The organism is Pseudoalteromonas sp. SWYJZ12 (assembly GCF_015864395.1).
In the GTDB taxonomy this organism is placed as follows: domain Bacteria; phylum Pseudomonadota; class Gammaproteobacteria; order Enterobacterales; family Alteromonadaceae; genus Pseudoalteromonas; species Pseudoalteromonas arctica.
Genome location: NZ_JADYXH010000029.1, coordinates 12,734 through 35,454, shown reverse-complemented (window position 1 = coordinate 35,454; position 22,721 = coordinate 12,734). Strand labels below are relative to the sequence as shown.

Below are 22,721 nucleotides of genomic sequence, written 5' to 3'. Positions count from 1 at the left end.
AGTCATATCGCCTTTTTCTACAGCGTCGACAACTTGTAATTTAAAGCCTAATGAATAATCTCGTTGTGTTCGTTTGATCGGTGTATTATTTGACTTGGTCATAATAAATCCTAAATGTGTAAACACATTTCAGGACGAGACAAGGGAAGAAGAAAAGGCTTTAAGAGATATTGAGAAAGCAAAGAAAGAAGCCGAAAAAGAAGAACGCTTACTTCAGAAAGCTTTGAAAAAAGCACGAGAAGAACTTTCTACTGCAAATGATGAGCAGCGAGCCGACTATGAAGCGAAATTACTTGATCTAGAAAAGCAATTAAAAGAAGCAGAAGATAAAGGTCAAAGAGCTATGTCGATGGCACAACAAACCCGAAGAGGGCATGTATACGTAATAAGCAATGTAGGCAGTTTTGGTGAAGAGGTATTCAAAATTGGTATGACCCGAAGACTTGAGCCTATGGATCGTGTCAAAGAACTAGGCGATGCATCTGTTCCTTTTTCCTTTGATGTTCATGCGATGATATTTAGTGAAGATGCGCCATCTTTAGAAAAAGAACTTCATCGCCGTTTTGATATTTACTCAGTGAATAAAATAAATTCAAGGAAAGAATTTTTCAAAACTACAATATCAGAAGTTAAGAAAGCTGTAGAGGGCAATGGGATTAAAGATGTTCATTGGACTTTAAAAGCTGAAGCTTCTGAGTATCGTGAGAGTTTAGCAATAGAGAAAAACTTACAATGTAATGCGGTTGCTTAACTCTTTCTTATTTAGTTTCATGTATTAAGACAAAGTAGGTGAATTAGTTTTTTTCATCAATTTCTTTCCCGCAATTATAACAATCGTTAGTGGGAAGCTTATAACTAGAAATAGAGCGCATTACTTGGTTTTTCTTACAGGCAGGGCAGACGTAATTAATTACAGAGATTATAAGCGCAATAGCAAAAACAAAACTACCGATATAAAACGGGTTTGAGTAAAATTGCATACTTGGTTCTGAAAAGTTAAAACCAATAATACAGATGATTAATGCAGTTAAATAAAGTTTAAATTTTAGGCTTTTATTCAAGGTTTAAATATCCAATTGGCAAGGTGCTAATAATAAGTGCTTTGGCAGTTTTAACAAATTATTTACTCAATTACTATTTAAGTTTTTATATAGCGCAAATGTATAGGCATAAAAAAAGCGTTGCCCTTGAGCAACGCTTTTCTGTATTTGTCTAATAGCTGGTAGCTAACTTACTTAGCCGCTAGCTTATTCTGCCACAAACTTATTCTGCAGCTAAATAATCTAACACTACTTGATGGTGATCTTTAGTTTTAAACTTATCAAATAGGTGTTTTATTTTACCGTCTTGGCCTACTAAAAACGTTAGGCGGTGAATACCATCGTACTCTTTACCCATAAACTTTTTGTAGCCCCATACACCAAATGCTTCAGCAATGGCGTGGTCTTCATCGGCTAATAGGTCAAAGTTAAGCTCTTTTTTAGTTTCAAAGTTTTTAAGGCGCTTAATTGGATCTGGGCTAATACCTACAACGCGGGTGTTAAATTTAGCAAGCTGTGCTTGCTCATCGCGTAGGTTTTCGGCTTGTACAGTACAGCCCGGCGTTGACGCTTTAGGGTAAAAGTACACAAGCACTTGTTGCTCTTTTAACAGCTCGCTTAATGTTACTGTTTCGTCGTTTTGGTTTTGTAGGCTAAAAGCGGGTGCAGTATCGCCAGCTTGTAATGGACTAATTGTGTTCATGTTTAGCATCCTTAACGAATTCGTTTAAAAATATAATCTACGTTTAGTGTGTGAGAAAGGCTCTCAAAACTAATTTTAAATTGATCTATATCTACATCAACAGGTATGTTGAATTCAAGTTCACAACGCATTTTAATGTTGTCTTCTTGGGAATAAGTGTCTGACTTAAGTGAGCAAATACTAATATTATTGTCGGCAAAAAAGCGCGTTACTTTGCTCAATGTGCCAGGTGTGTCTATGCCTGTGTATTCTAGTGTGTAACCTGCACAAAATTCGCTAGGAGTATGACTCGCTGTACGCTTCATCATGGTTAGCAGGCCAAGTTCCATGGCTTTAGTTGGTAGTACGTGCTCTATGCGGCTTATTGCCGACATGTCGCCGCTTAGTAGCATTATGAAGGTAAATTCGCAGCCTAAAATAGCAATACGGCTGTCAATAATGTTGCAGTGACAATCGCTAACCAGTTGGGTTAGTTCACTTACAATACCGGGTCTGTCTTCGCCAATCGCTGTTAAAACAATTTGATGATTTGAAAATGCAGTCATGAGTTCAAATACCTTGTTACTTGGATTATATCAACCGAGTTGGCAACACCAAAAATACACACGAGAAGTTGCACGGCGGCGAAGTTTAACACAAAAAGGGCTCTAAACTACAGCACACGCTAATTAAGCGCTTTTAAAGTGCGGTGTTTCTTGTTTTTACTGGCACGGGAAAGTACCATAGCTAAAATTTGCTTATTTGCGCTTAGTTTTATTGCTAAGTTGAAGTGCTGAACTTTATTGCATTTAGGCAGCCAAATAATAAATGTAAAGTTAATATTGATTTTACACTGAACCAAATCGGCATTACCCACTCATATATTTGTTAAAACAATTAAAGGGTATGCTAAGGAGAAATATCTGTGCAGTATTGGATCCCAAAAGCACTTGCAGTAAGTGTATTGGTAAGTTTATCAGGGTGTAGTGTATTTATTAATAAGGCACATGACGAACGTAACTATCGTACGCATGAGCCTGTAAAAGCACCAACGTCGTTATCTCAACCAGCTCAAGACCCAGTTTATAAAATGGATGTAGGTCAATACGACAACAATCCTGAAGCTACAAATTACCGCCCACCGGCACAAGTATTAACAATTGCTAAAGGCAGTTGGGTAGAAGAGACAGATAAACAAGCGCGTATTTATTTTGATAAAAACGATGGCATTGCTGATTTAGATGAATTTCTTTGGGACACGATTCAATCAGTCCTCGCTGATAACAATGCAGGAACTACTAAAGAAGACAAGCTACTAGGTACTATTGAAACTGATTGGTACTCAATCATTAAAACCGAAGAAGGTTTTTGGTGGTGGGGCGATGAAGTTAACGATGACTTAGAAAAATTTAGATTCACTATTGAAGAAAAGTCACATCAGCGTACTGCGTCTTTACGTGTAGAGCTGATAGATTTTAAAGGCGACCATACGCTAACTGATTTGTTAAAACAGCAGTTAGAAGTACGTGCGCTTAACCAAGTAGTGAGCGAGTTTGATTACCGTTACCGTCAACTTGAAGTTGATATGCGTAAACGCCAAGGTATTATTTCTCTTGAAATGGGCTTTGATAACAAAGGTAATGCAGCACTTGTAACTGAGCAATCTTACGAAGCTGTGTTTGACCGTTTCTCTGGATTTTTAGAGCGCTTGTCGTTCACTATTGTTGAAATTAACCCAGATACGGGCTTAATTACTGCTGATTACACTAAACCAGAAACAAGTGTTTGGGATTCAATTTGGGGTGATGACGTAGCTCAACTACCTATTGATGAAGGCCAATACCAAATTTTAGTAAGTAAAACTAAAGAAGGCGGTACTAGCTTAACGTGGATGGATGATAAAGGCGAAACGCTTGAGCCAGGTACTATGAATGGTTTACAACAAGCATTAGAAGCAGCACTCATTCAGCGCGGCATTAAAATTTAAATAATAATAAGTTTTACCACAAAAAGAGCGCTATGCTCTTTTTGTGGTTTTTATAGGTTAATAAATATGTCTCAGCTACCTCATCGTTCACACTACACGTGGCGCACTTGGTTTACTTTTTTGGTTCCTTCGTTAATTGGTGTGTTTTTATTTATGACACCCATTAGTACCTCGCAAGGGATGACCATTCCTATTGCCGTTATGGCAAAAGCGGTTCAAGCAATGATGCTTGGCTCTGCTCAAGCAATTATTACTCTCATTATTTGTATTACAGGGGTTATTTCTGTAATTACTAAAGTGTTTAAACCCGCCGCTATATGTAACTCACCTTTGTTAAAGCATTTATTTGATGTGAGCTGGACATGGCTGGTGGTGCGCTTATTTGGTATGGCGTTTGGTTTAATGACGTACTTAAGCCTAGGCAGCGAGATGATTACCTCGGCCAATACTGGCGCGCTGGTATTAAATGACTTACTGCCAGTGTTGTTTTCGGTATTTATTTTAGCGGGCTTACTACTGCCGCTATTAATTAACTTTGGTCTACTAGAGCTTGCTGGTACGTTAATGACTAAAGTAATGCGCCCTGTATTTGGTGTACCGGGTAGAAGTGCGGTTGACTGTACTGCATCGTGGTTAGGTGATGGTAGTGTGGGTATTTTGATGACTGCAAGGCAGTACGATCAAAAGCACTATACACAACGCGAAGCGGCTATTATTGGTACTACGTTTTCAGCGGTTTCAATTACGTTTAGTTTAGTGGTGCTTGGGCAAGTTAAACTTGAATACCTATTTGCACCGTTTTACGCAACGGTATGTTTAGCCGGTATTGTTGCCGCTATTATTGTGCCGCGATTACCGCCACTGCGCTTTAAAAAAGACTTACTGATTGATGGTACTGAGCCAGATAGAGACGCTGAAACAATTCCGGGTCATAAAACCTTATTTGGTCATTCGTTAGATGTTGCATTAGCTAAAGCAGATAACTCAACGGGTGTTAAAGGTACTATAAAAGAGGGCTTACATAACGCGCTTGATATGGTGTTTGGTGTATTGCCTGTGGTTATGGCGGTAGGTACATTTGCACTGATCATTGCTGAGCATACGCCTATATTTCAGTATTTAGGTATGCCGTTTGTGCCATTTTTAGAGTTATTACAAGTACCCGAAGCGGCAGCTGCGTCGCAAACTATTATGGTTGGTTTTGCTGATATGTTTATTCCGTCAATATTAGCAGCAGGGACTATTGAAAGTGATGTAACGCGCTTTATTATTGCCGCAATGAGTGTAACTCAGCTTATTTATATGTCTGAGGTGGGCGCACTTTTACTTGGCAGTAAAATACCGGTAAATATTTTAGAGTTGTTTATTATATTTATTTTGCGAACGCTAATTACTTTACCTGTTATTGCGCTAATGGCGCATTGGTTAGTAGGCTAAATTAACGAAAATATAATTAAGCGAATTGGTATTATTAAAAAAGCCCTGATTAATCAGGGCTTTTTTGTGTCTGTTGTATTTTTAATATTGGCGTTGGGCTTTTTAAACTCCGTTTTTGCAGAGAGTTTAATCAGCGCAATATTACCAATGACAATAGCAAAAACAACGGCGACAATAATTACAATATGCCAAGTTTGCATCGCAGTATCACTTAATATTTAGTACGTTTAAGTGTGACCGTTTTACGCTATAACAGCAATTAAATTACTCAAAACACAATCAATAATTTTAAACGCAATCAATAACCTTAAAAACGTCTAGCTACCGAAAGCGTTAAAAAGTTAAGCCCTGGGTTTGGCTCTTTAAAGCCTGCGTTTGAATAGTGAATAACTCTAAGGGCAACATTAGTATGACCAAAGTCGGCAACAAGGCCTATGCGGTCTTCAAATTGGTAGTGAGTACTTATGTTTTTACCGGCAAACTGCGTTTCATCAATCAGTGATACACCAATCCCGGCTTCTACATAAAATGGGGTGTTGTTAAAACTAAATGCAGGAAATTGCAGCACAGGTGACATAGCAAGTACTAAGTTTGATTGTGTTTCATCGCCGTGGCGGTATTCCCACATATTTACGCTGGTTTCAAAGTAAAAGTGTGCATCACCAATTATATTTTGCATGCTAGGTGCATGATACTGATACGCAAGCTTAACGCCGTTTACGTTACCTTCGCCTTTGAGAAAATCAACGGCATAACCGTGGTTCGATTGAGCAAAAGCAAGTTTGCCAAAAAGTGAAACTACTAATACAAAAGAGATAATAAGTGTTTTAAGTGACGTTTTCATAGGTGCCAAATGTTTGTCTGATTCAAGTGATAACTAAATGATAAGGGCGACCTATTAACAATTACAATGAGGACAAAATGCCGGTTGTATATGGCCTGTTAATGGAGGTTTCTAACTGCTTGAATTTATTTTAGTTATTTTATTGGTGCGATTTGGGCATTAATAAATTGCTTATTTGTGCCTTTTTTATTGCGTATAGTTCGCGTAAATTACAGCCATCTTAATCACACAGACATATACAATTATGAGACTCTTTAAACTATTCGTTTTAGCCACTGCTTTTTTTAGTAGTTCGTTATTTGCACAAACTCAGCAATCGCCAGATCAGTTACTTGAATCAGTAGCCGATAAGCTATTTGCAGACATTGGCCAAGTAAATTCAAAAGGCACAGCAAGCAAAGAAGCGATGGCTGCCATTGTTGAAAAACGTTTAATGCCACATATTGATGTTAAGTTTGTGTCGTTTAAATTATTAGGTAAGCACATTAAAGGCATTGAGCGCGAACAGGCAGTTCAATTTATTGATGCAGTAGAGCATTACTTAACAGGCACATACGCCGGTGCACTAATGAAGTACACAGGTCAAAAAGTAGTATTTGAGCGTAATAACGCAAAAAGTGACTCTGAGTACGCAACAGTTAATACACAAATTATTGAGCCAAATGCGCCTACAATCGACTTAAGTTTTAAGCTTCGTTTAGGTAAAAATGATGAGTGGAAAGTATACGATATTGTTGCCGAAGGCATTTCACTATTAAGTGCTAAGCAAAAAGAGATTATTCAACGTATTTCTGAAGTGGGTTTAGATCAAGTTATTAGCGAGTTAAAAAGTAAATAGACTATTTGTCTGGCTCTGATTAAGCCCAACTCCAACCTCAAAAACGGCCAATTACTTATGTACTTGGCCGTTTTTATATTTGTAAGTAAAGGATTGTTGTTATTGCGTAATTTTGCGCTAGCAGCAAAACAAAGGTGTGCTAGAATATCGACACTTTGATTAAGCGTGGTGTCAGCTAAAAACTGATATAACTTACCACCCCCAAGCCACACTGGAGTTGTGTTGTTTTAATGGAAAATGTACTGATTTGGCCAAAGGAATACCCATTACTTATTAAAGGACTGGTAGAACAAAACGGTGCCTTTATTTTAGATGCTTTGGAAGCTTGGCCTGCTTGTCGTTCTACAAATGAAGACGATGGTGTATGCACCACCGTGTTACCGCCTATTTATTATTTGGCATGGCTAACCCCGCTAGAACCATTTGAAGAATGTTACTTTCAACATATCTCTGAATATGACGAAGACGCACAAGCGTATATTAGTGCGGTTAAAAGCCATTACTATGATAATGAATACACCCCTGAAAGCTTAGTGCTTATGCTATGCCAGCGCCTTGAAAAATACGCAAGTGTGGCTGCACAAAATACCATAGATACGCCACTGTCTTTAGTCGATTTGTTTTTTAGTAAACGCTATTTCACGTTAATTGAGCATGCGCTAAATAATAAAAGTAAACTTTCGGCAAAAGATACATTAGCCCTTTGGAAAGAAGTTGATTTTAGAGAGCGCTTAAGTGCGTTTATTCCAGAGTCTATTGCTGATTTAGATACTCTTTCTGAACTTGCCAGCGAAAAAGTAGCAGCGGGTAAAGACTATTTTACGTTGCTTACACAGGTTTCTCCTGATGTTGACTCTGTTGTACTGCTAGAAAAAGCATTATTAACGCACCTGCGTAAAAAAACAGCCAAGCAAACAATGGCAATGCGTTTTATTGAGCAAGGCGCTACAGGTGTTCTTGCTGATGAAAACAATAAAACAGCTTTTATGTGGGCCGCCGAAAAAGGCTTTGTAAATGTGGTTGAAACGCTACTTGCAAAGCAAGACAAAAAAGCGGTTGATAATTTAGGTAACACAGCACTTCATTACGCTGTATTTGCTAAAAATGAATCGTTAATGGTGCTGCTTATTAAAGCAGGCTATAACTTTAGAGCGCGCAATAAAGAAGGTTTAAGTTGTTACCGTTTGGCGGTTAGTATTAAAGCTAATAACTTAGTTAAATGCTTAGAGCGTGACTTTGGTATTAAAGAGCTTTCGCCGGAAGGGCAGTTTGATCGCATTAAAAAAGTACATGTGCTGCACGCTATTGTCACTATATTGCTGCCTTTGCAGTTGTTCTTCTTTTTTGATGAAACACTCTCTATTAAAAGTGAGCTAACGCTGAGTTTAACTATGGCGGCAGTGATTTGTTTTTTCTTTGCGACCACTTTAAAACGCTGTGCGTTATATCCACATATTAAACACCCTTGGGGTTTATTTGTGCTTAGAGGCTTTTCGTTTATTAGCTTAATTGCTCAAATAGGGTTGGCGAGTATTGTGGTGCTAGCTGCCTTAAGTGATTTAGTTTAGTCACTTTTAAACAGCTAATAAAAAACGCGCTTAAAGCAATTTAAGCGCGTTTTTTGTGTTTATAACCGTTTATGGTTAAGCCTTATTTACCGTGCTCATTTGCTGCTTTTTCTTCAGCTAGTTCTTCTTTAAGCTTACGGATTTTTAAACCTTGTTCTTGTCCGCGGTGTCTTGCGTAGTAAGTACAGCCAATAAACATTGAAGAGGCAAACACAAGCTCTAGCAATACCCAAATTAATTCATCAGGAGCGGCCCACAGCATGGTAAGTCCGTGAATAAAATACAACATTACAACAAAGTTAGCCCACGCATAAGTGTATGTATTATCTTTAATTATGCCTCTTAGCGGCAGTAGTAACGGAATAATAGGCAAAAATAAAGACACTAAACTCGCATTACCATTTAGAGGTGGCACAAAATACATCCACAGTGGAATAAGAACAAGTAAACCTACATAGCCAAATAGTGCGGCACGCTGAAACTTTACTGTAATCGGCTTTTTAGCTGGGTTGTCAGCTGTATTCATTTAAGTTTTCTCGCAATGTGAGTAAGGCGTTTACCAACGCTTTGGCATATTTTAATTTCGTCTTTGCTTAGCTGTGCACTATTAGCGCTGCCAGCAACGTGTGTTGCACCGTATGGTGTTCCACCTGTTTGTGTTGCAAGTAGTTCGGGTACATCGTACGGCACGCCCAGTAGCATCATACCGTGGTGTAATAGTGGCAGAGATAAGTTAAGTAAGGTTGCTTCATTACCACCATGCATACTGCTTGATGACGAAAACACACATGCTGGCTTATCTATTAGCTGACCTTTTAACCATAAGTCGCTGGTGGTTTCCCAAAAGCTTTTAGCTTGAGAGGCCATCATGCCAAATCGGGTTGGTGTACCAAATGCTAAACCATCGCAATTTATTAAATCATCTTTGGTGATCACAATGTCGTGCGCATTTTTAGCCACAAAGGTGCGAAGCAGTGCTGTAGCACCTTGTTGCTCTATCGACTCTGCTATTTCGTGAGCCATTGCTTCAACTGAGCCATGGCTTGAGTGATAAAGCACCACTATGGTTGCACTCATTATAAAACGCTTAGTACGTTTTCTGGTGGACGACCAATCGCTGCTTTATTGTTATTCACTACAATAGGGCGTTCAATTAGTTTTGGATTTTGTACCATGGCATCTATTAATGCTGATTCACTGCTTTCATCTTTTAAATTAAGTGCTTTGTAGTCATCTTCTTTTGTGCGCATTAATTCACGTACGGATGAAAAACCAAGTTGGATTACAAGCGTTGAAATTTGCTCGTGTGTAAGAGGCGTTTTTAAATACTCTACAACACTTGGCTCTATTGCTTTACTTTGCAGTAGTGCTAGCGTTTCGCGTGATTTAGAACAACGTGGGTTGTGGTAAATAGTAACAGACATAAAATGATTCCAAAGTGTGAATTGCGTCTATTTTAGGGTAAGCGCTTGCAGACTTAAAGTCTTGCAAGCTCTTTTTGTAAAAGTCGATACTGGGTAAGTAGTGCTTTTAAACGTTGTTGCTTTACAAGTTGAGTAGGCTCTACAAAGTTTAGTGCTTTTTGTACTTCGTCTGCGGCTTTTAAATAAGCACCATATTGCGCTAATACATCGGCGTTAGCTTCGTGATAAGAGGCTAATTTATCTTGTTTTTTATACGCGTCGGCAAGGAGTTGTTTGCCTAAGTTATGATCTGGCTTTTCGAGTAAAAAACTCTTTAAAATATTTTCAGCAAGCTCATATTGCTCAGCTTCAAGTGCTGAGTTGGCATAGTTAAGTGTAATTACCTGATTATTAGGGCGATACTGATTTAAATCCGCTAAAAACTTAACGGCTTCATCTGCCTTTTTTTGTGCAATAAGTAAATCGGTATGGGTATCTATATAAAATAAGTTTTTAGGATCGTTTTTTAAAAGCTCGTCTAATATTGGCGCTGCTTCATCAAGCTTTTTTTGATCAAGCAAGCTTATGGCTAAGCCATACTTTAATGCAGTGTTGTTGTAGGTGTTTTCGCGCAGTAGCTTTCTAAATAGATCTTCTGCGTTTTCCGGTTTGTTGTCATAGCGGGCAAGCACTCGACTTTTTGCTAAATTAAACTCAAGGCTCGCATTCATAAGGCGCACAGGAAATTGCTCTGCACGCAAACGTACATCTGATACACGACTCTCTGGTAATGGGTGAGTTAGCAAAAATGCTGGTGGCTTGTATTTATAGCGAATTTGCGCTGCAAGTTTAGTTAAAAACTCACTCGATGCACGGGGATCAAATCCTGCATTATTAAGTGTTTGCATGCCTATGCGGTCAGCTTCTTGCTCAGCTGAGCGGCTATGCGTTAACTGACTAAAAGCAGATTGTGTTTGGCTGGCAGATATAATGGCAATACCCGCGTCGGGTGCAACAACGGTTGCTAATATACCTGCAATCATGCCGGCAATGGTCAGCGCGCTGTTATCTTGTTGTTGCTGTATTCTACGTGCTAAGTGGCGCTGTGTTACGTGAGCAATTTCGTGACCAAGTACCGAAGCAAACTGGCTCTCGTTATCGGCTTGAGCTATTAACCCGGTGTGTACACCTACATGCCCGCCATAAAATGCAAACGCGTTTATTTCTGAGTTATTTATCCAAAAAAACGAAAACGGAAAACGTACATCGTTAGCATTAGCAACAAGTTTACGGCCAATAGTCGTGAGGTATTCATCTAGCACAGGATCGTTTATAACTGGCGATGAACCTCGTATTTGCATCATCATTACTTCGCCAATAGCTTGTTCTTTTTCAAGTGGCAGTGCTTGTAATGCAGATGTTCCTAAATCAGGAAGTGTAAAGTTGGTTTGCGCTTTTAAAGGTTCGCTTACTAATAAGCTAAACGTAAGCGCGGCACTGCATAAAGTGATAAATGCTGATTTTAGCTGCATTTTATTCCTTGTTAATTTGTTCGCCAATTGCAATTTTGGCTATGTCTATTTCGTCACTGCTTGCACGGCTGTCTTTTTCGCACAATTGGTATAGTTCTTTTATTGTGACTCCATCAAGCTTTACAACGTTCAATTCTCGCTGCAAAAAAGTAATAATTTTATGTACTACTTTATGTGCATGTAAAATAATGGCTTTATCTGCTTTGTCGCCCCGTTCAAAATAAAAGCCAATAAACTTGTGCAATTGGTTTATTCTGATTAGGTTTTTCATTGAATGCGGATCCCACACTCTAAACTCCATAAAGCGATTATTTTTTATGTATTGGTCAACAATAACATCCTTAGCATAAGGCTGTGCCCACAATTCAAAGCCCCTATCTGTAAACACCTGGTGCAGCGCAACACGTGGTTTGTGCTTAGTGTGTATTACACCAAGGCTGTCTTCATGGCCTTCTAATAAATCTAAGTTCCAATTGCGTTTATCTATAAGTTGTTTAACTGCATTATCGAATCCATGATCTAAAATCCCTTCTGATTCGCTTATTGATGAGGCAACAAGGTGATAAAAAGGAGGTAGTTCGCCCCAGTTAATTTGCTTTTTAAACCAATTAATCTCTTTGAGTGTTGGATTACTGGGTAGTTGCGCTTTATTATGCGTGCCAGGCATTAACTTATCCTTACTGCTAGTTATGTTATAAGGATAAACTATTGCAGGTATTGTTTTAACAAAAAGTTACAACGGTTTGGGTATATAAGTATATTGACCGTAAATATGCGACTTATTATTCATTTACTATACGGATAAAGTAGTTATGGTAGAGCGCGATTTAAAAGAGTTTAAATGCCCTCAGCAATTTGTGCAGTTTAAACTTGCGCTACGAAGTGCGCAATCTTCAAAACAACGTATCACTTTTAGTCTTAATAAAGGTGAAAGTGCGAACGATATTGAACGTTTTTTGCAAAAAAATGCTTATAGTTACAATTTTGATAAACAACGTGGGTTGTTATTAGTGGAGCCATTACATGTTTGAATACGTAAAAACATGGTACGAAAGGAAGTTCTCGGATCCTCATTCGTCTACCTTATTATTTTTATTATTAGCCTCAGTGGCCTTACTTTACTTTTTTGGCTCGTTAATTGTTCCTGTGCTTGTAGCATTGGTTATTGCTTATTTACTTGATTGGCCGGTTGTTCATTTAGAGCGCGTTGGCTTAAAACGTTTTACTGCAACGATTATTGTAATGTTGATATTTATTAGCATTATGCTCACCCTTATTTTGGTTATTGGCCCAGTGCTTTGGAAGCAAACCAGTAACTTAGTGCAAGAAACCCCGCATATGTTAGAACAAGGGAAGTCTTATTTAATGGCTTTACCTGAACAATACCCAAGTTTAATTAACATAGATCAAGTACAAGCTATTGTTGCAACGGTAGAAGCTAAAATCATTGAATTTGGTCAAACTGTATTGTCGTTTTCACTTACGTCATTAAAAGATGTTGTTGCGTGGCTTATATATTTAGTACTTGTGCCGTTACTGGTGTTTTTTATGCTTAAAGATAAGCTGGAGCTAACGGGGAGTATTGCTAAACTGATCCCGCAGCAACGACGCTTAATTTTGCAAGTGTGGCACGAAATGAATCAACAAATTATGAATTACATTCGCGGTAAAGTGTTTGAAATTTTAATTGTTGGTGGTGTGTCTTTTATTGCATTTACTGTTTTAGATTTACGCTACGCCGCATTACTTGGAGTGCTTGTTGGCTTGTCGGTATTAATTCCATTTATTGGCGCGGCACTCGTCACTATTCCGGTAGCGGCTGTTGCGCTGTTTCAGTTTGGATTAGAAACACAGTTTTGGACCATTTTAATTATTTACGGAATTATTCAGGCGCTTGATGGCAACGTGCTTGTGCCACTGTTGTTTTCTGAGGCGGTTGATTTAAATCCGGTATTTATAATTGTCGCGGTATTATTTTTTGGTGGCTTATGGGGATTTTGGGGCGTATTTTTTGCCATCCCGTTGGCTTCATTAGTAAAAGCGCTAATAACAGCTTGGTCGTCAACGCATGAAGAGATAAGTAAAGATCTCAGTGAATAATTAAGTAAACAGACTTTTAGTCTAAAAAAGAATAGTAAACGCACCTCTAGTGCTAATTGATTATTACTCATTACCTGTAAATTTATGTACTATTGGTAATAAGATATATTTTTTAGTAATAAGGTGCGTTTTTTAATGTCTGAGTTTTTATTGCACGATGAGCCAGTAAAACAAGTTTACCTTGATGCAAACGCAACGACCCCTGTGTTGCCTTGTATTGCTGATGTTGTTTCTCATACCATGCAAATATGTTTTGGTAATCCTTCAAGCCCGCACATTACAGGTATTCAAGCCAAGCATTTATTAGAACAAACACGTCAAAAAGCACACACGGTTATTGGCGCAAGTAATGGCGATATTTTATTTACCTCTGGCGCAACAGAAGGCATTCAAACTGCGGTGGTTTCTACGTTAATTGATGCTAAAAAACACCCGATTAAAAACCCCGTATTGTTATATGGTGCTACTGAGCATAAAGCGGTGCCAAATACACTTAAACACTGGAATAGCGTACTTGACGTTAATGCTGAGGTGCTTGCTATTCCGGTTGATAGTAACGGTATTTTAGATTTAGATTTTATAGCTAAACATATAGATAACGCTTTGATGATTTGCACCATGGCCGTTAATAACGAAACCGGTGTATATCAAGATTTACCTGCTATTGAGCAGGTAATTCGTAGCCGTAATAAAAATGTATCGTGGATGGTGGATTGCGTGCAGGCGCTCGGTAAACAAGCGCTCGCGCTGAGTGATACAACAATAGACTACGCACCTTTTTCGGGGCATAAGCTTTATGCACCTAAAGGTATTGGCTTTTTATATATTCGTAGTGGCAGTGCGTACACACCTTTTATAGCGGGTGGCGGTCAAGAAAGTGGAATGCGCTCAGGCACCGAAAATCTACCCGGTATTGCAGGGTTAAATAAGCTATTTAGTATGTTGCTTGATAAATCAGACGATACATTTAAACCAATTAGCATACTTAACTCTTATCGAAGCCAGTTACAAAGCGCGATAAAAGACACCTTTGGCGATATTACATTCAATCATGATTTTGCTTATAGCGTGCCTACCACACTTAACTTTGCTGTTAACGATTTAACGAGCAAAGAAGTGATTGATTTATTTGACGCTGCGGGAATTCGCGTAAGTGGAGGCTCGGCTTGTAGTACAGGCGCATCAACAAGTTTTGTTTTAGATGCAATGGGTGCAAGTAAGTGGCAAAGCGAAAACGCGATTAGGCTATCGTTTGGACCTGCTGCAACACAACACGATATTGATGATGCTTGTGTGCGTATTCGCGCTCTAAAAGCAATACTCCAGGCAAACTGTTTAATCGTATCTGACAGCACTACGCCACAACAAGAAGTATGCGCACTGGGCCTTACTCAATTTAGGCACCAAGGTGCATGTAGTTGGCTTTATGTAAGCGATGATAAACACGCTGTAATAATTGACCCTATTATTGAGCTTATTCCGCGCTTTGAAAAAATAGCTAATACACAAAACTTAACTATATCGGCGGTGCTTAATACTCATCTGCATCAAGAGCGAGAGTCAGCGACTAATTTACTAACCAGCGTTCTTGCATCAAGAGTTATAAAAGGTGAGGTTGATGCTTTAGGTTGGCCGCTAAATACAGCAAGTATTAACTTGGCAAACGACGTACTTGAAAAAGTAGTTACACCTGGGCACAGCAAAGACAGTGTAAGTTATTTATTAAAAAACAGTAATGGCGAAACGCGTTACTGTTTTTGTGGTGATTTAATACTGCCTGCAGGGCTTGGCAATACATCGCTTATAGGTGGGGATGCAAAAGCAATGGCACGCTCTATTTTAGCAATGAGCGAGCAACTTAATAGCACCAGCATTATTTGCTCAGGGCACGACTACCAACAATGTTTTGCCATGAACTGGGCTGTACAGCAAAACCAAACGCCACTTCTTGATGCGTTAGTGAGCGGCAGTATTTCAGTTGATGAATTTGCAATACAAAAACAGCAGTACGACGCTTCAAAACAAGTAGATAACACGCAATTGTGTGGTTATGTAAATGCGTTACCTGAGGTTGATACACAGCAATTAAATTTTGATGACGCTAAAGTAATGTTAAACACCAGCGATACATATTTAATAGATACTCGGGAGCCGTATGAGCATGGAGCAAATAATGTTGCTCAGTTATTTAATACGCTAGATGAAAAAACATTAAATATACCACTTAGCAGAATGGCAAATGCGGTATTTGAAGGGCAATTAAACAAAAATAACAAGTACATTTTATTATGCCGTAGTGGTAACCGCTCAAAAATTGCTGCAACTAATTTAATGCAACTAGGATACAAAACGGTTTATAACCTAAGTGGCGGGTTAGCGCTTAGTAATTAAACAAAGATTGTAATTTATACAAAATCGGCTTTAGGGCCGATTTTTTTGTTTTTAAGGTTTATTTGCTCGCAAGGTAAACAAGCCTTAGTAATTAGTGAATAACTATAAAAAGTAATTATTGTGCTGATAAAAATTCATTAATATTTCATTTTGATTGATTAAGCTATCCCGTTGCCTTTAAAATTGCGGGTAAATTAATTTATAAAATTTTTATGATACCGGTGTCAAAAGCTAAAAATTGCGTTATCATCGGCATCTAAAATTATAAAAACAGCACTTTTTTTGCATTTTTAGTTATACTATCGGCGCTTTATTTTAGTGTAAATAAACAGTGTTAAGAGTTTTGCTTTTATAAAAAACATTTTTAAATCAATTGATTGAAAAAACTAGAGGATATTTCCATGTCTAACCGAACGCAACTAGCAAGTTGGCAAGCACTAGAACTAAGTGCAGCTAAGATGAAACAAACACATCTGAAAACGTTATTTGCACAAGATGACACGCGCTTTTCTCAGTTTTCGACTCAAGTACCTGGCGTATTATTCGACTATTCTAAGCAACTTATTGATAACGATGTTTTTGCAAACTTAATGTCGCTTGCTAAAGAATGCGATATTGCATCGTGGCGCGATAAAATGTTTAGCGGTGAAAAAATCAATATCACCGAGGATCGCTCAGTACTGCATACGGCACTTCGTAATCGTGCTCACACTCCATTAATAGTGGATGGCGAAAACGTAACACAAGCCGTAGACAACGAATTAGCTAAAATTAAAGTGTTTGTAGAAAAAGTTCGTAGCGGTAAATGGTTAGGCTATACCGGTAAAGCGGTAAAAGATGTGGTAAGTATTGGTGTAGGTGGTTCTAACCTTGGCCCACAAATGGCAACCGAGGCATTAAAAGCACTTGCTGATGATACGTTAAATGTTCATTACGTATCTAATGCTGACGGTGTACAGATTTCGTCTATATTGAAAGCCATTGACCCTGAAACAACATTATTTGTTATTTCGTCAAAAACATTTACTACGTCAGAAACCATGACAAACGCTAAAACAGCGGTTGATTGGTTTTTACAAACAACAAAAGATGAAAGTACAATTGCAAAGCATTTTGTTGCAGTAAGTACAAATTTAGAAAAAACGGCAGCCTTTGGTATCAGCGACGAAAACGTATTCACTATGTGGGATTGGGTTGGCGGTCGCTTTTCACTTTGGAGTGCGATAGGCTTACCAATTGCTTTATATTTAGGCTACGACGCCTTTGAAGCAATTTTAGAAGGCGCGTTTGAAATAGACGAGCACTTTAAATCTGCGCCGTTTGAGCAAAATATACCATTAATTATGGCATTGCTTAGTGTATGGAATACGAGCTTTTTAGGCTACACAGCACAAGCTATATTACCGTACGACCAAGCACTGCATATGTTGCCTGCGTATTTACAGCAAGGCGAAATGGAAAGTAACGGTAAACATGTTAACTTTGCAGGCGAAACGGTACCTTATACTACAGTTCCAATTATTTGGGGCATGACGGGTATTAATGGTCAGCACGCGTTTTATCAGTGTTTACACCAAGGTAATGTAATTGTACCTGCAGATTTTATTGCATCAGTTAAACCACAAGTGAATGTTGATAAGCATCACGATATTTTATTATCAAACTTCTTTGCACAAACAGAAGCGATGATGAGTGGTGTAGATGCAGCGCAAGTTACCGCTGACTTAACCGCTAAGGGTAAATCGCAAGCAGAGATTGATGAGTTATTAAATCATAAAATTCATCAAGGCAATCGTCCTACAACGTCTATGCTATTAGATACAGTAGATGCTAAAACAGTAGGCCGTTTAATTGCACTGTATGAGCATAAGATATTTTGCCAAGGCATTATTTTAGAAATATGTTCGTTTGACCAATGGGGTGTAGAGCTGGGTAAAGGTTTAGCATCTAAAATTGAGAGTGAACTTACTGATGAAAGCGTTAAACACGCTCATGATAGTTCGACAAACGGCTTAATGGCGTACTACAAACAAAACCGTACGCAGTAAAAAATTCGCTTACGCAAGTAAGTAAACCGAGTACCTTTGAACGGGTAGCGCTGGAGTGCTTAGGGTCTGTATTTTTGTGAGAGGAGATACAGGGCCCCTAAGGCTCATTTAATAAGCGCAATGATAAAAATAATAATAAATCATCGATACAGAACAATTCAGCAGGCTTTTATTTAAATACAGCTATAAAAGCCATCTAATCTAGCAATAAATAGGCATACCCGCGCATTTATAAAGTGTACTGGGTATCACAACGTAGAGAGTAACTATGCTTAATCCTTTTGATATTATAATTTTTGGGGGCGGTGGTGATCTTGCGTTACGCAAATTGCTACCTGCAATGTACAGAGCATATCAAGAAGGTAACTTACCTGAAGGCTCACGTATCCTACCAACAGTGCGCGAAGAATCGAAACGTGCTGAATACATAGAAACAGCGCATAAAGCATTACAAGAATTTTTAAGCAAAGGTGAGTTTAACGCTAAAGATTGGAAAGCATTTTCTACTTTTTTAGTGCCAGTGGTAAGTAATGTTACAGAAGCAGACGACAACTGGGATGTGCTAAAAGGCATTTTAGATGAGCACGAAAGTACTAAGTCTCGTGTGTTTTATTTATCGCTTCCGCCTGCTGTTTACGGCACATGTTGTGAAATATTATCGACTAAAGGTTTAATTACACCTACATCACGCGTTGTTGTTGAAAAGCCTATTGGTTATTGCGGTGATTCTGCTGAAGCAATTAATGGAAAAATTGCGGAATTTTTTAATGAAGAGCAAATTTTCCGTATTGACCATTACTTAGGTAAAGAAACAGTACAAAACTTAATGGCGCTACGTTTTTCAAACTCATTGTTTGAAAATATGTGGGATGCTAAATCTATTGATAACATCCAAATTAGCTTATCAGAAACTGTTGGCCTTGAAAGCCGTGCTGGTTTTTACGATAAAGCCGGTGCACTTCGTGACATGGTTCAAAACCATTTATTACAACTACTTTGTTTAGTTGCAATGGAGTCGCCTAATAAGCTTAACGCTAACAGTATTCGTAACGAAAAATTAAAAGTATTAGAAGCACTTCGCCCGCTTGTAGATGGCGATGTTGATGAAAATATTGTTCGTGGTCAATACGTGCCAGGTGACTTAAACGGTAAAATTGTACCGGGTTACTTAGAAGAGCTAAATGAAGGTTCTAGTAAAACAGAAACGTTTGTAGCTATTCGCGCGCATATTGATAACTGGCGCTGGGCGGGTGTTCCATTTTACCTTCGTACGGGTAAACGTATGGCTAAGCGCTGTGCAGAAATTGTGGTTGAATACAAAAAAGTATCTCACAATATTTACGAAGATAACGTGGGTAATATCGAGCCAAATCGTCTTGTTATTCGTTTGCAGCCAGAGGAAACAATTCAACTAACGCTTATGTCTAAGCGTCTTGATAACCTTCAAATGCAACTTGAACCAGTAACAATGAATATTGAGCTTTCACAAGCTTACAGTAATGGTTTTCACTCAGATGCGTACAAGCGTTTAATGCTTGATGCCGCTGCTGATAACCCGTCGTTATTTATTCACCGTGATGAAGTTCGTCAAGCGTGGAAATGGATTGATCCAATCATTGACCGTTGGCAAGACAAAGGCAAGCCTGCACTTTACCGTGCTGGTAGCTGGGGTCCTGAGGATGCTGATGAACTATTGGCAGAAAAAAGCCACGTGTGGTTTAACACAGGCGATAAGGTATAAGCATGGCAACACTAGTTGAAAAATTTTTTGACGATAAAGACGCGTTAACAGCTGAGCTTTCTGCAACGCTTGAGCAATCACTACGTGATGGCATTAAAAACGATGGCCGTGCTGTATTAATGGTGTCGGGTGGCTCGTCTCCTGCGCCAGCTTATAAGCATTTATCAACGCTTGATTTAGATTGGCAACATGTTGATGTTGCTATGGTTGATGAACGCTGGGTAGACCCAAGCCATGAAAAAAGTAACGAAGCATTTATTAAAAGCACGTTATTACAAAATTTTGGCAGTGCTGCAAACTTTATAACCATGAAAAACGATGCTGCAACCGCGCAGCAAGGCAGTGAAGTGTGTGAAGCTGCTTACAGTGCTTTAAAAGCGCCATACGATGTAACTATTCTAGGCATGGGCCCAGATGGTCACACAGCGTCGTTATTCCCAAATGCAGAAGGTTTAGAGCACGGTTTAACAACTGAGCAAACAGTATGTGCAATTAATGCGATACAAAGTGATGTGACGGGTAGTATTACTGAGCGCATGACACTTACGTTAAATGCCATTGCGCAGTCTAAAGTGGTTAAGCTTTTAATTAGCGGTGAAGAAAAACTCGCTGTTTATAAGCAAGCAAAAGCGGGCGGCGATGTTAATGACATGCCACTTCGCGCTGTGCTTAATCACCCAAGTATAAATATTGAAGTATATTGGGCGCCTTAATTTAGATGCTAATTTAACTTTTAAAGGCCGCTTATATAAGCGGCCTTTTTTATTTGCTCAAATTTAAGCCTAAACACTGCAAAAAAACAGCCCTGAACTGTTAACCAATGTTAATGAATAACTTTGGTTTGTATTAAAATCAACCATGAAGTGTGTTGTTTTTGAACAAAATTTATGAGTTTGAGCTGTATGTTTTTTAGCAACGTTCAGATTTAGTTAAATTTTATTTTTTCATGGCCGTTGTCATAAAAGTTTCCCTTCCTTTTTTAGCTCAAAAGCATTAGCCTAAAGGTATTAACAATGAAACATATAAATTAAAATAAACGGAGCAGTAACATGGCGGAGCAACAAGTACAGCCTTTACACAACGAAAAACATGCCAACACTAAAATTCAAAACGGCATCAATGTAGAATTCATGAAAACTCAACATTTAGTGCCAGTAGTTGCACATGAGTTTGCACGCGTAGCAAACGAGTTTCCAATGTCATTCGTTAAAAACAACGAAAGCGGCACTTTTCAAGCTGTTGCTATGTTTGGCTTAGAGCCAGGCGAAAACCTTTTTGTAGAAGATGGCAAATGGACTGCAGCATTTGCACCTATGGCATCTACTCGTTACCCATTAGGCTTAGTTAAACACCCAGATCAAGATCAATACGGTATCGTAATTGACGAAGCAAGTGCGCTTGTTGGTGAAGACGAAGGTAATGCATTATTTGAAAACGGCGAAGAAACAGATTACCTAAAACGTCGTAAAGAAGCGCTTGTATCTTTTATTGAGTTTTCTCAAGTAACTGAAGCGTTCACTAAATTCCTTGCTGATAAAGAGCTACTAATTGCGCAAACGCTAACAGTAGACATTAAAGGCGAGAAAAAAGACATCAACGGTATTTACCTTATCGATGAGAAAAAGCTAAACGAGTTAAGCGATGCTGATTTCTTAGAGCTTCGTAAACGTGGTTACTTAGCACCAATTTATTCTTTCTTAACGTCTACTCATCAAGTAGCACGTTTAGCGCGTTTAAAAGCTAAACAAGCTTAATTATACCAATTGCATTAAATTAGTGATCTATTATAGCGATAAGAAAATGGCTCAATAACAAGGCTAAAATTATGATACATAGTTGTTCTATATAAATAATTTTCAACGTAGTTAGTGAGCTATTTAATACGCTAGAATGACCATGTTTTTAATAAAATTGGTATTACAAACACGTAAAATTTTAAAAAGCGCCTTAAGGCGCTTTTTTTATGCCATTAAACTCACTTTAGTTGAAATTAAGCCCGCAACCATTCACATTAGTTTATAACTTTCCCATAAAAGAACTCATTATGAAAACACCCTTATTAGCAATTTTTGCGAGCAGCCTTTTTGCTTTAAGTAATAGCGTATTCGCTGCAGAGACTCCTTTTGCCATTGCGATTCATGGTGGGGCAGGGACAATAGAAAAAGCACGATTTACACCCGCTCAAGAAAAGCAGTACCGCGCTAAATTAACAGAGGCCGTAGAGACAGGTTATAAAGTATTGCACCAAGGCGGTGAAAGTTTAGATGCGGTAACTGCGGCAATTACAGTATTAGAGCAATCGCCTTATTTTAATGCAGGGCGTGGAGCGGTATACACTTACGATGGCGGGCATGAGCTTGATGCATCCATAATGGATGGTCGAAACCGTGAAGCAGGTGCCGTTGCGGGTGTAAAGCATATTGAGAGCCCGATTAAATTAGCGCGTTTGGTCATGAATAACTCTGTACACGTAATGCTTAGTGGGCAAGGCGCTGAGGAGTTTGCTAAAGAGCAAGGTGTTGAACTTGTCGAAAATAACTTATTTGATACCGAGCCTCGTTACAAAGCGCTTTTAAAAGCAAAACAAAAATTAGATAAAGCCAAAGCAACCAGTAAAAAGTACCAAGCTGCGCACAAAGCATTGCCTAACTCTTACAAAATGGGCACGGTTGGCGCAGTGGCGCTTGATAAAAACGGTAATTTAGCGGCAGGTACATCCACAGGAGGTATGACGGCAAAACGTTATGGCCGTGTAGGTGACGCGCCGGTAATTGGTGCTGGGACATTTGCTGAAAACGAATCGTGCGCAGTATCGGCAACAGGGCACGGTGAATATTTTATTCGCTATAACGTAGCGAGCGATATATGTGCGCGTGTTAAGTATCAAGGTAAAACCATAGCTGAAGCTGGAGATGAAGTTATAAACGGTGTGCTTAAGCCAATTGGCGGCACTGGCGGCGTTATTATTATTGATACTAAGGGGAATATTAGCTTGCCGTTTAATACCTCTGGCATGTATCGGGCAAGTAAGTTGAATACGCAAGCGACCTACGTGGGCATTTTTAACGACGAATAAGCCAAAGTAATTTAATTAACCTCAACTCTGGTTA

Annotated in this window: 23 protein-coding genes; 13 read left to right on the top strand and 10 right to left on the bottom strand. The window is 38.7% G+C overall.

From position 1 onward, the window contains the following. The coding region (locus tag I6F42_RS19030; RefSeq protein WP_197152777.1) for a valyl-tRNA synthetase at positions 1-102 on the bottom strand (102 nt) is incomplete at its 3' end. On the opposite strand from I6F42_RS19030, the gene I6F42_RS19025 reads away from it, so the two are divergent. Further along, positions 95-751, top strand: coding sequence for a GIY-YIG nuclease family protein (locus I6F42_RS19025; RefSeq protein WP_231616405.1), 657 nt, complete (start codon positions 95-97; stop codon positions 749-751). The genes I6F42_RS19030 and I6F42_RS19025 overlap by 8 nt on opposite strands. Positions 752-1,263: 512 nt before the next feature. On the opposite strand, the gene bcp is transcribed toward I6F42_RS19025, so the two are convergent. Then, the gene (gene bcp / locus I6F42_RS19020; protein WP_002963124.1) at positions 1,264-1,743 is read right to left on the bottom strand and encodes a thioredoxin-dependent thiol peroxidase; all 480 of its coding nucleotides are present in this window, start codon (positions 1,741-1,743) and stop codon (positions 1,264-1,266) included. A gap of 11 nt (positions 1,744-1,754) precedes the next feature. After that, positions 1,755-2,288, bottom strand: a complete 534-nt coding sequence (locus I6F42_RS19015) for a glycine cleavage system protein R (RefSeq protein WP_007583906.1) — start codon at positions 2,286-2,288, stop codon at positions 1,755-1,757. 359 nt (positions 2,289-2,647) lie between these two features. Between I6F42_RS19015 and bamC the strand changes: the two genes are divergently transcribed. Both bamC and I6F42_RS19005 read left to right on the top strand, forming a co-directional pair. Further along, a complete protein-coding gene (gene bamC, locus I6F42_RS19010; RefSeq protein WP_024591010.1) occupies positions 2,648-3,709 on the top strand; it encodes an outer membrane protein assembly factor BamC in 1,062 nt (353 codons plus the stop codon). A 66-nt stretch (positions 3,710-3,775) separates the two neighbouring features. Then, entirely contained in the window at positions 3,776-5,146 is a 1,371-nt protein-coding gene (locus tag I6F42_RS19005) for a YjiH family protein (protein ID WP_007583911.1), read from the top strand. A 53-nt stretch (positions 5,147-5,199) separates the two neighbouring features. Here the strand turns inward: I6F42_RS19005 and I6F42_RS19000 are convergent, their stop codons facing one another. Together I6F42_RS19000 and I6F42_RS18995 are read right to left on the bottom strand one after the other, a co-directional pair. Continuing rightward, positions 5,200-5,346: a DUF2897 family protein gene (locus I6F42_RS19000; protein ID WP_197153102.1), complete on the bottom strand. Its 147-nt coding sequence runs from the start codon at positions 5,344-5,346 to the stop codon at positions 5,200-5,202. A gap of 107 nt (positions 5,347-5,453) precedes the next feature. Beyond that, on the bottom strand, positions 5,454-5,990 hold the full coding sequence (locus I6F42_RS18995; RefSeq protein WP_197153100.1) for an acyloxyacyl hydrolase: 537 nt from the start codon (positions 5,988-5,990) through the stop codon (positions 5,454-5,456). 244 nt (positions 5,991-6,234) lie between these two features. On the opposite strand from I6F42_RS18995, the gene I6F42_RS18990 reads away from it, so the two are divergent. Both I6F42_RS18990 and I6F42_RS18985 read left to right on the top strand, forming a co-directional pair. After that, the gene (locus I6F42_RS18990) at positions 6,235-6,828 is read left to right on the top strand and encodes a phospholipid-binding protein MlaC (protein WP_197153098.1); all 594 of its coding nucleotides are present in this window, start codon (positions 6,235-6,237) and stop codon (positions 6,826-6,828) included. Between the two features lie 230 nt (positions 6,829-7,058). Beyond that, on the top strand, positions 7,059-8,396 hold the full coding sequence (locus I6F42_RS18985; protein WP_010555074.1) for an ankyrin repeat domain-containing protein: 1,338 nt from the start codon (positions 7,059-7,061) through the stop codon (positions 8,394-8,396). An 82-nt stretch (positions 8,397-8,478) separates the two neighbouring features. Here I6F42_RS18985 and I6F42_RS18980 read toward each other — a convergent pair whose 3' ends face one another. The 5 genes from I6F42_RS18980 to I6F42_RS18960 are packed head-to-tail and all read right to left on the bottom strand — an operon-like array spanning position 8,479 to position 11,998. Next, positions 8,479-8,922, bottom strand: a complete 444-nt coding sequence (locus I6F42_RS18980; protein WP_007581036.1) for a DUF2069 domain-containing protein — start codon at positions 8,920-8,922, stop codon at positions 8,479-8,481. Then, on the bottom strand, positions 8,919-9,473 hold the full coding sequence (wrbA, locus tag I6F42_RS18975) for an NAD(P)H:quinone oxidoreductase (RefSeq protein WP_007581039.1): 555 nt from the start codon (positions 9,471-9,473) through the stop codon (positions 8,919-8,921). Before wrbA ends, I6F42_RS18980 begins: the two co-directional genes overlap by 4 nt. Beyond that, entirely contained in the window at positions 9,473-9,820 is a 348-nt protein-coding gene (gene arsC, locus I6F42_RS18970) for an arsenate reductase (glutaredoxin) (RefSeq protein WP_007581040.1), read from the bottom strand. The genes wrbA and arsC overlap by 1 nt, the downstream gene beginning before the upstream one ends. Positions 9,821-9,873: 53 nt before the next feature. Then, entirely contained in the window at positions 9,874-11,331 is a 1,458-nt protein-coding gene (locus I6F42_RS18965; RefSeq protein ID WP_007581042.1) for a M48 family metalloprotease, read from the bottom strand. A gap of 1 nt (position 11,332) precedes the next feature. Beyond that, positions 11,333-11,998: a hypothetical protein gene (locus tag I6F42_RS18960; protein WP_197153096.1), complete on the bottom strand. Its 666-nt coding sequence runs from the start codon at positions 11,996-11,998 to the stop codon at positions 11,333-11,335. Between the two features lie 145 nt (positions 11,999-12,143). Here I6F42_RS18960 and I6F42_RS18955 point away from each other — a divergent pair, with 145 nt between their 5' ends. The 8 genes from I6F42_RS18955 to I6F42_RS18920 all read left to right on the top strand — a co-directional run bounded on the left by I6F42_RS18955 (position 12,144) and on the right by I6F42_RS18920 (position 22,687). Further along, on the top strand, positions 12,144-12,362 hold the full coding sequence (locus I6F42_RS18955; protein WP_002961455.1) for a sulfurtransferase TusA family protein: 219 nt from the start codon (positions 12,144-12,146) through the stop codon (positions 12,360-12,362). Beyond that, the gene (locus I6F42_RS18950; protein WP_197117375.1) at positions 12,355-13,431 is read left to right on the top strand and encodes an AI-2E family transporter; all 1,077 of its coding nucleotides are present in this window, start codon (positions 12,355-12,357) and stop codon (positions 13,429-13,431) included. The genes I6F42_RS18955 and I6F42_RS18950 overlap by 8 nt, the downstream gene beginning before the upstream one ends. Positions 13,432-13,566: 135 nt before the next feature. Next, on the top strand, positions 13,567-15,822 hold the full coding sequence (locus I6F42_RS18945; protein ID WP_197153094.1) for an aminotransferase class V-fold PLP-dependent enzyme: 2,256 nt from the start codon (positions 13,567-13,569) through the stop codon (positions 15,820-15,822). A gap of 401 nt (positions 15,823-16,223) precedes the next feature. After that, positions 16,224-17,870: a glucose-6-phosphate isomerase gene (gene pgi / locus I6F42_RS18940; protein WP_024591002.1), complete on the top strand. Its 1,647-nt coding sequence runs from the start codon at positions 16,224-16,226 to the stop codon at positions 17,868-17,870. A gap of 268 nt (positions 17,871-18,138) precedes the next feature. Then, entirely contained in the window at positions 18,139-19,611 is a 1,473-nt protein-coding gene (zwf, locus tag I6F42_RS18935; RefSeq protein WP_197153092.1) for a glucose-6-phosphate dehydrogenase, read from the top strand. Positions 19,612-19,613: 2 nt separating this feature from the next. After that, a complete protein-coding gene (gene pgl / locus I6F42_RS18930; protein WP_007581060.1) occupies positions 19,614-20,324 on the top strand; it encodes a 6-phosphogluconolactonase in 711 nt (236 codons plus the stop codon). Positions 20,325-20,660: 336 nt separating this feature from the next. Further along, positions 20,661-21,365, top strand: coding sequence for a SapC family protein (locus I6F42_RS18925; RefSeq protein ID WP_002961447.1), 705 nt, complete (start codon positions 20,661-20,663; stop codon positions 21,363-21,365). A 290-nt stretch (positions 21,366-21,655) separates the two neighbouring features. After that, complete coding sequence (locus I6F42_RS18920) at positions 21,656-22,687, top strand: isoaspartyl peptidase/L-asparaginase family protein (protein WP_197153090.1); 1,032 nt, start codon at positions 21,656-21,658, stop codon at positions 22,685-22,687. Positions 22,688-22,721 lie beyond the last annotated feature (34 nt).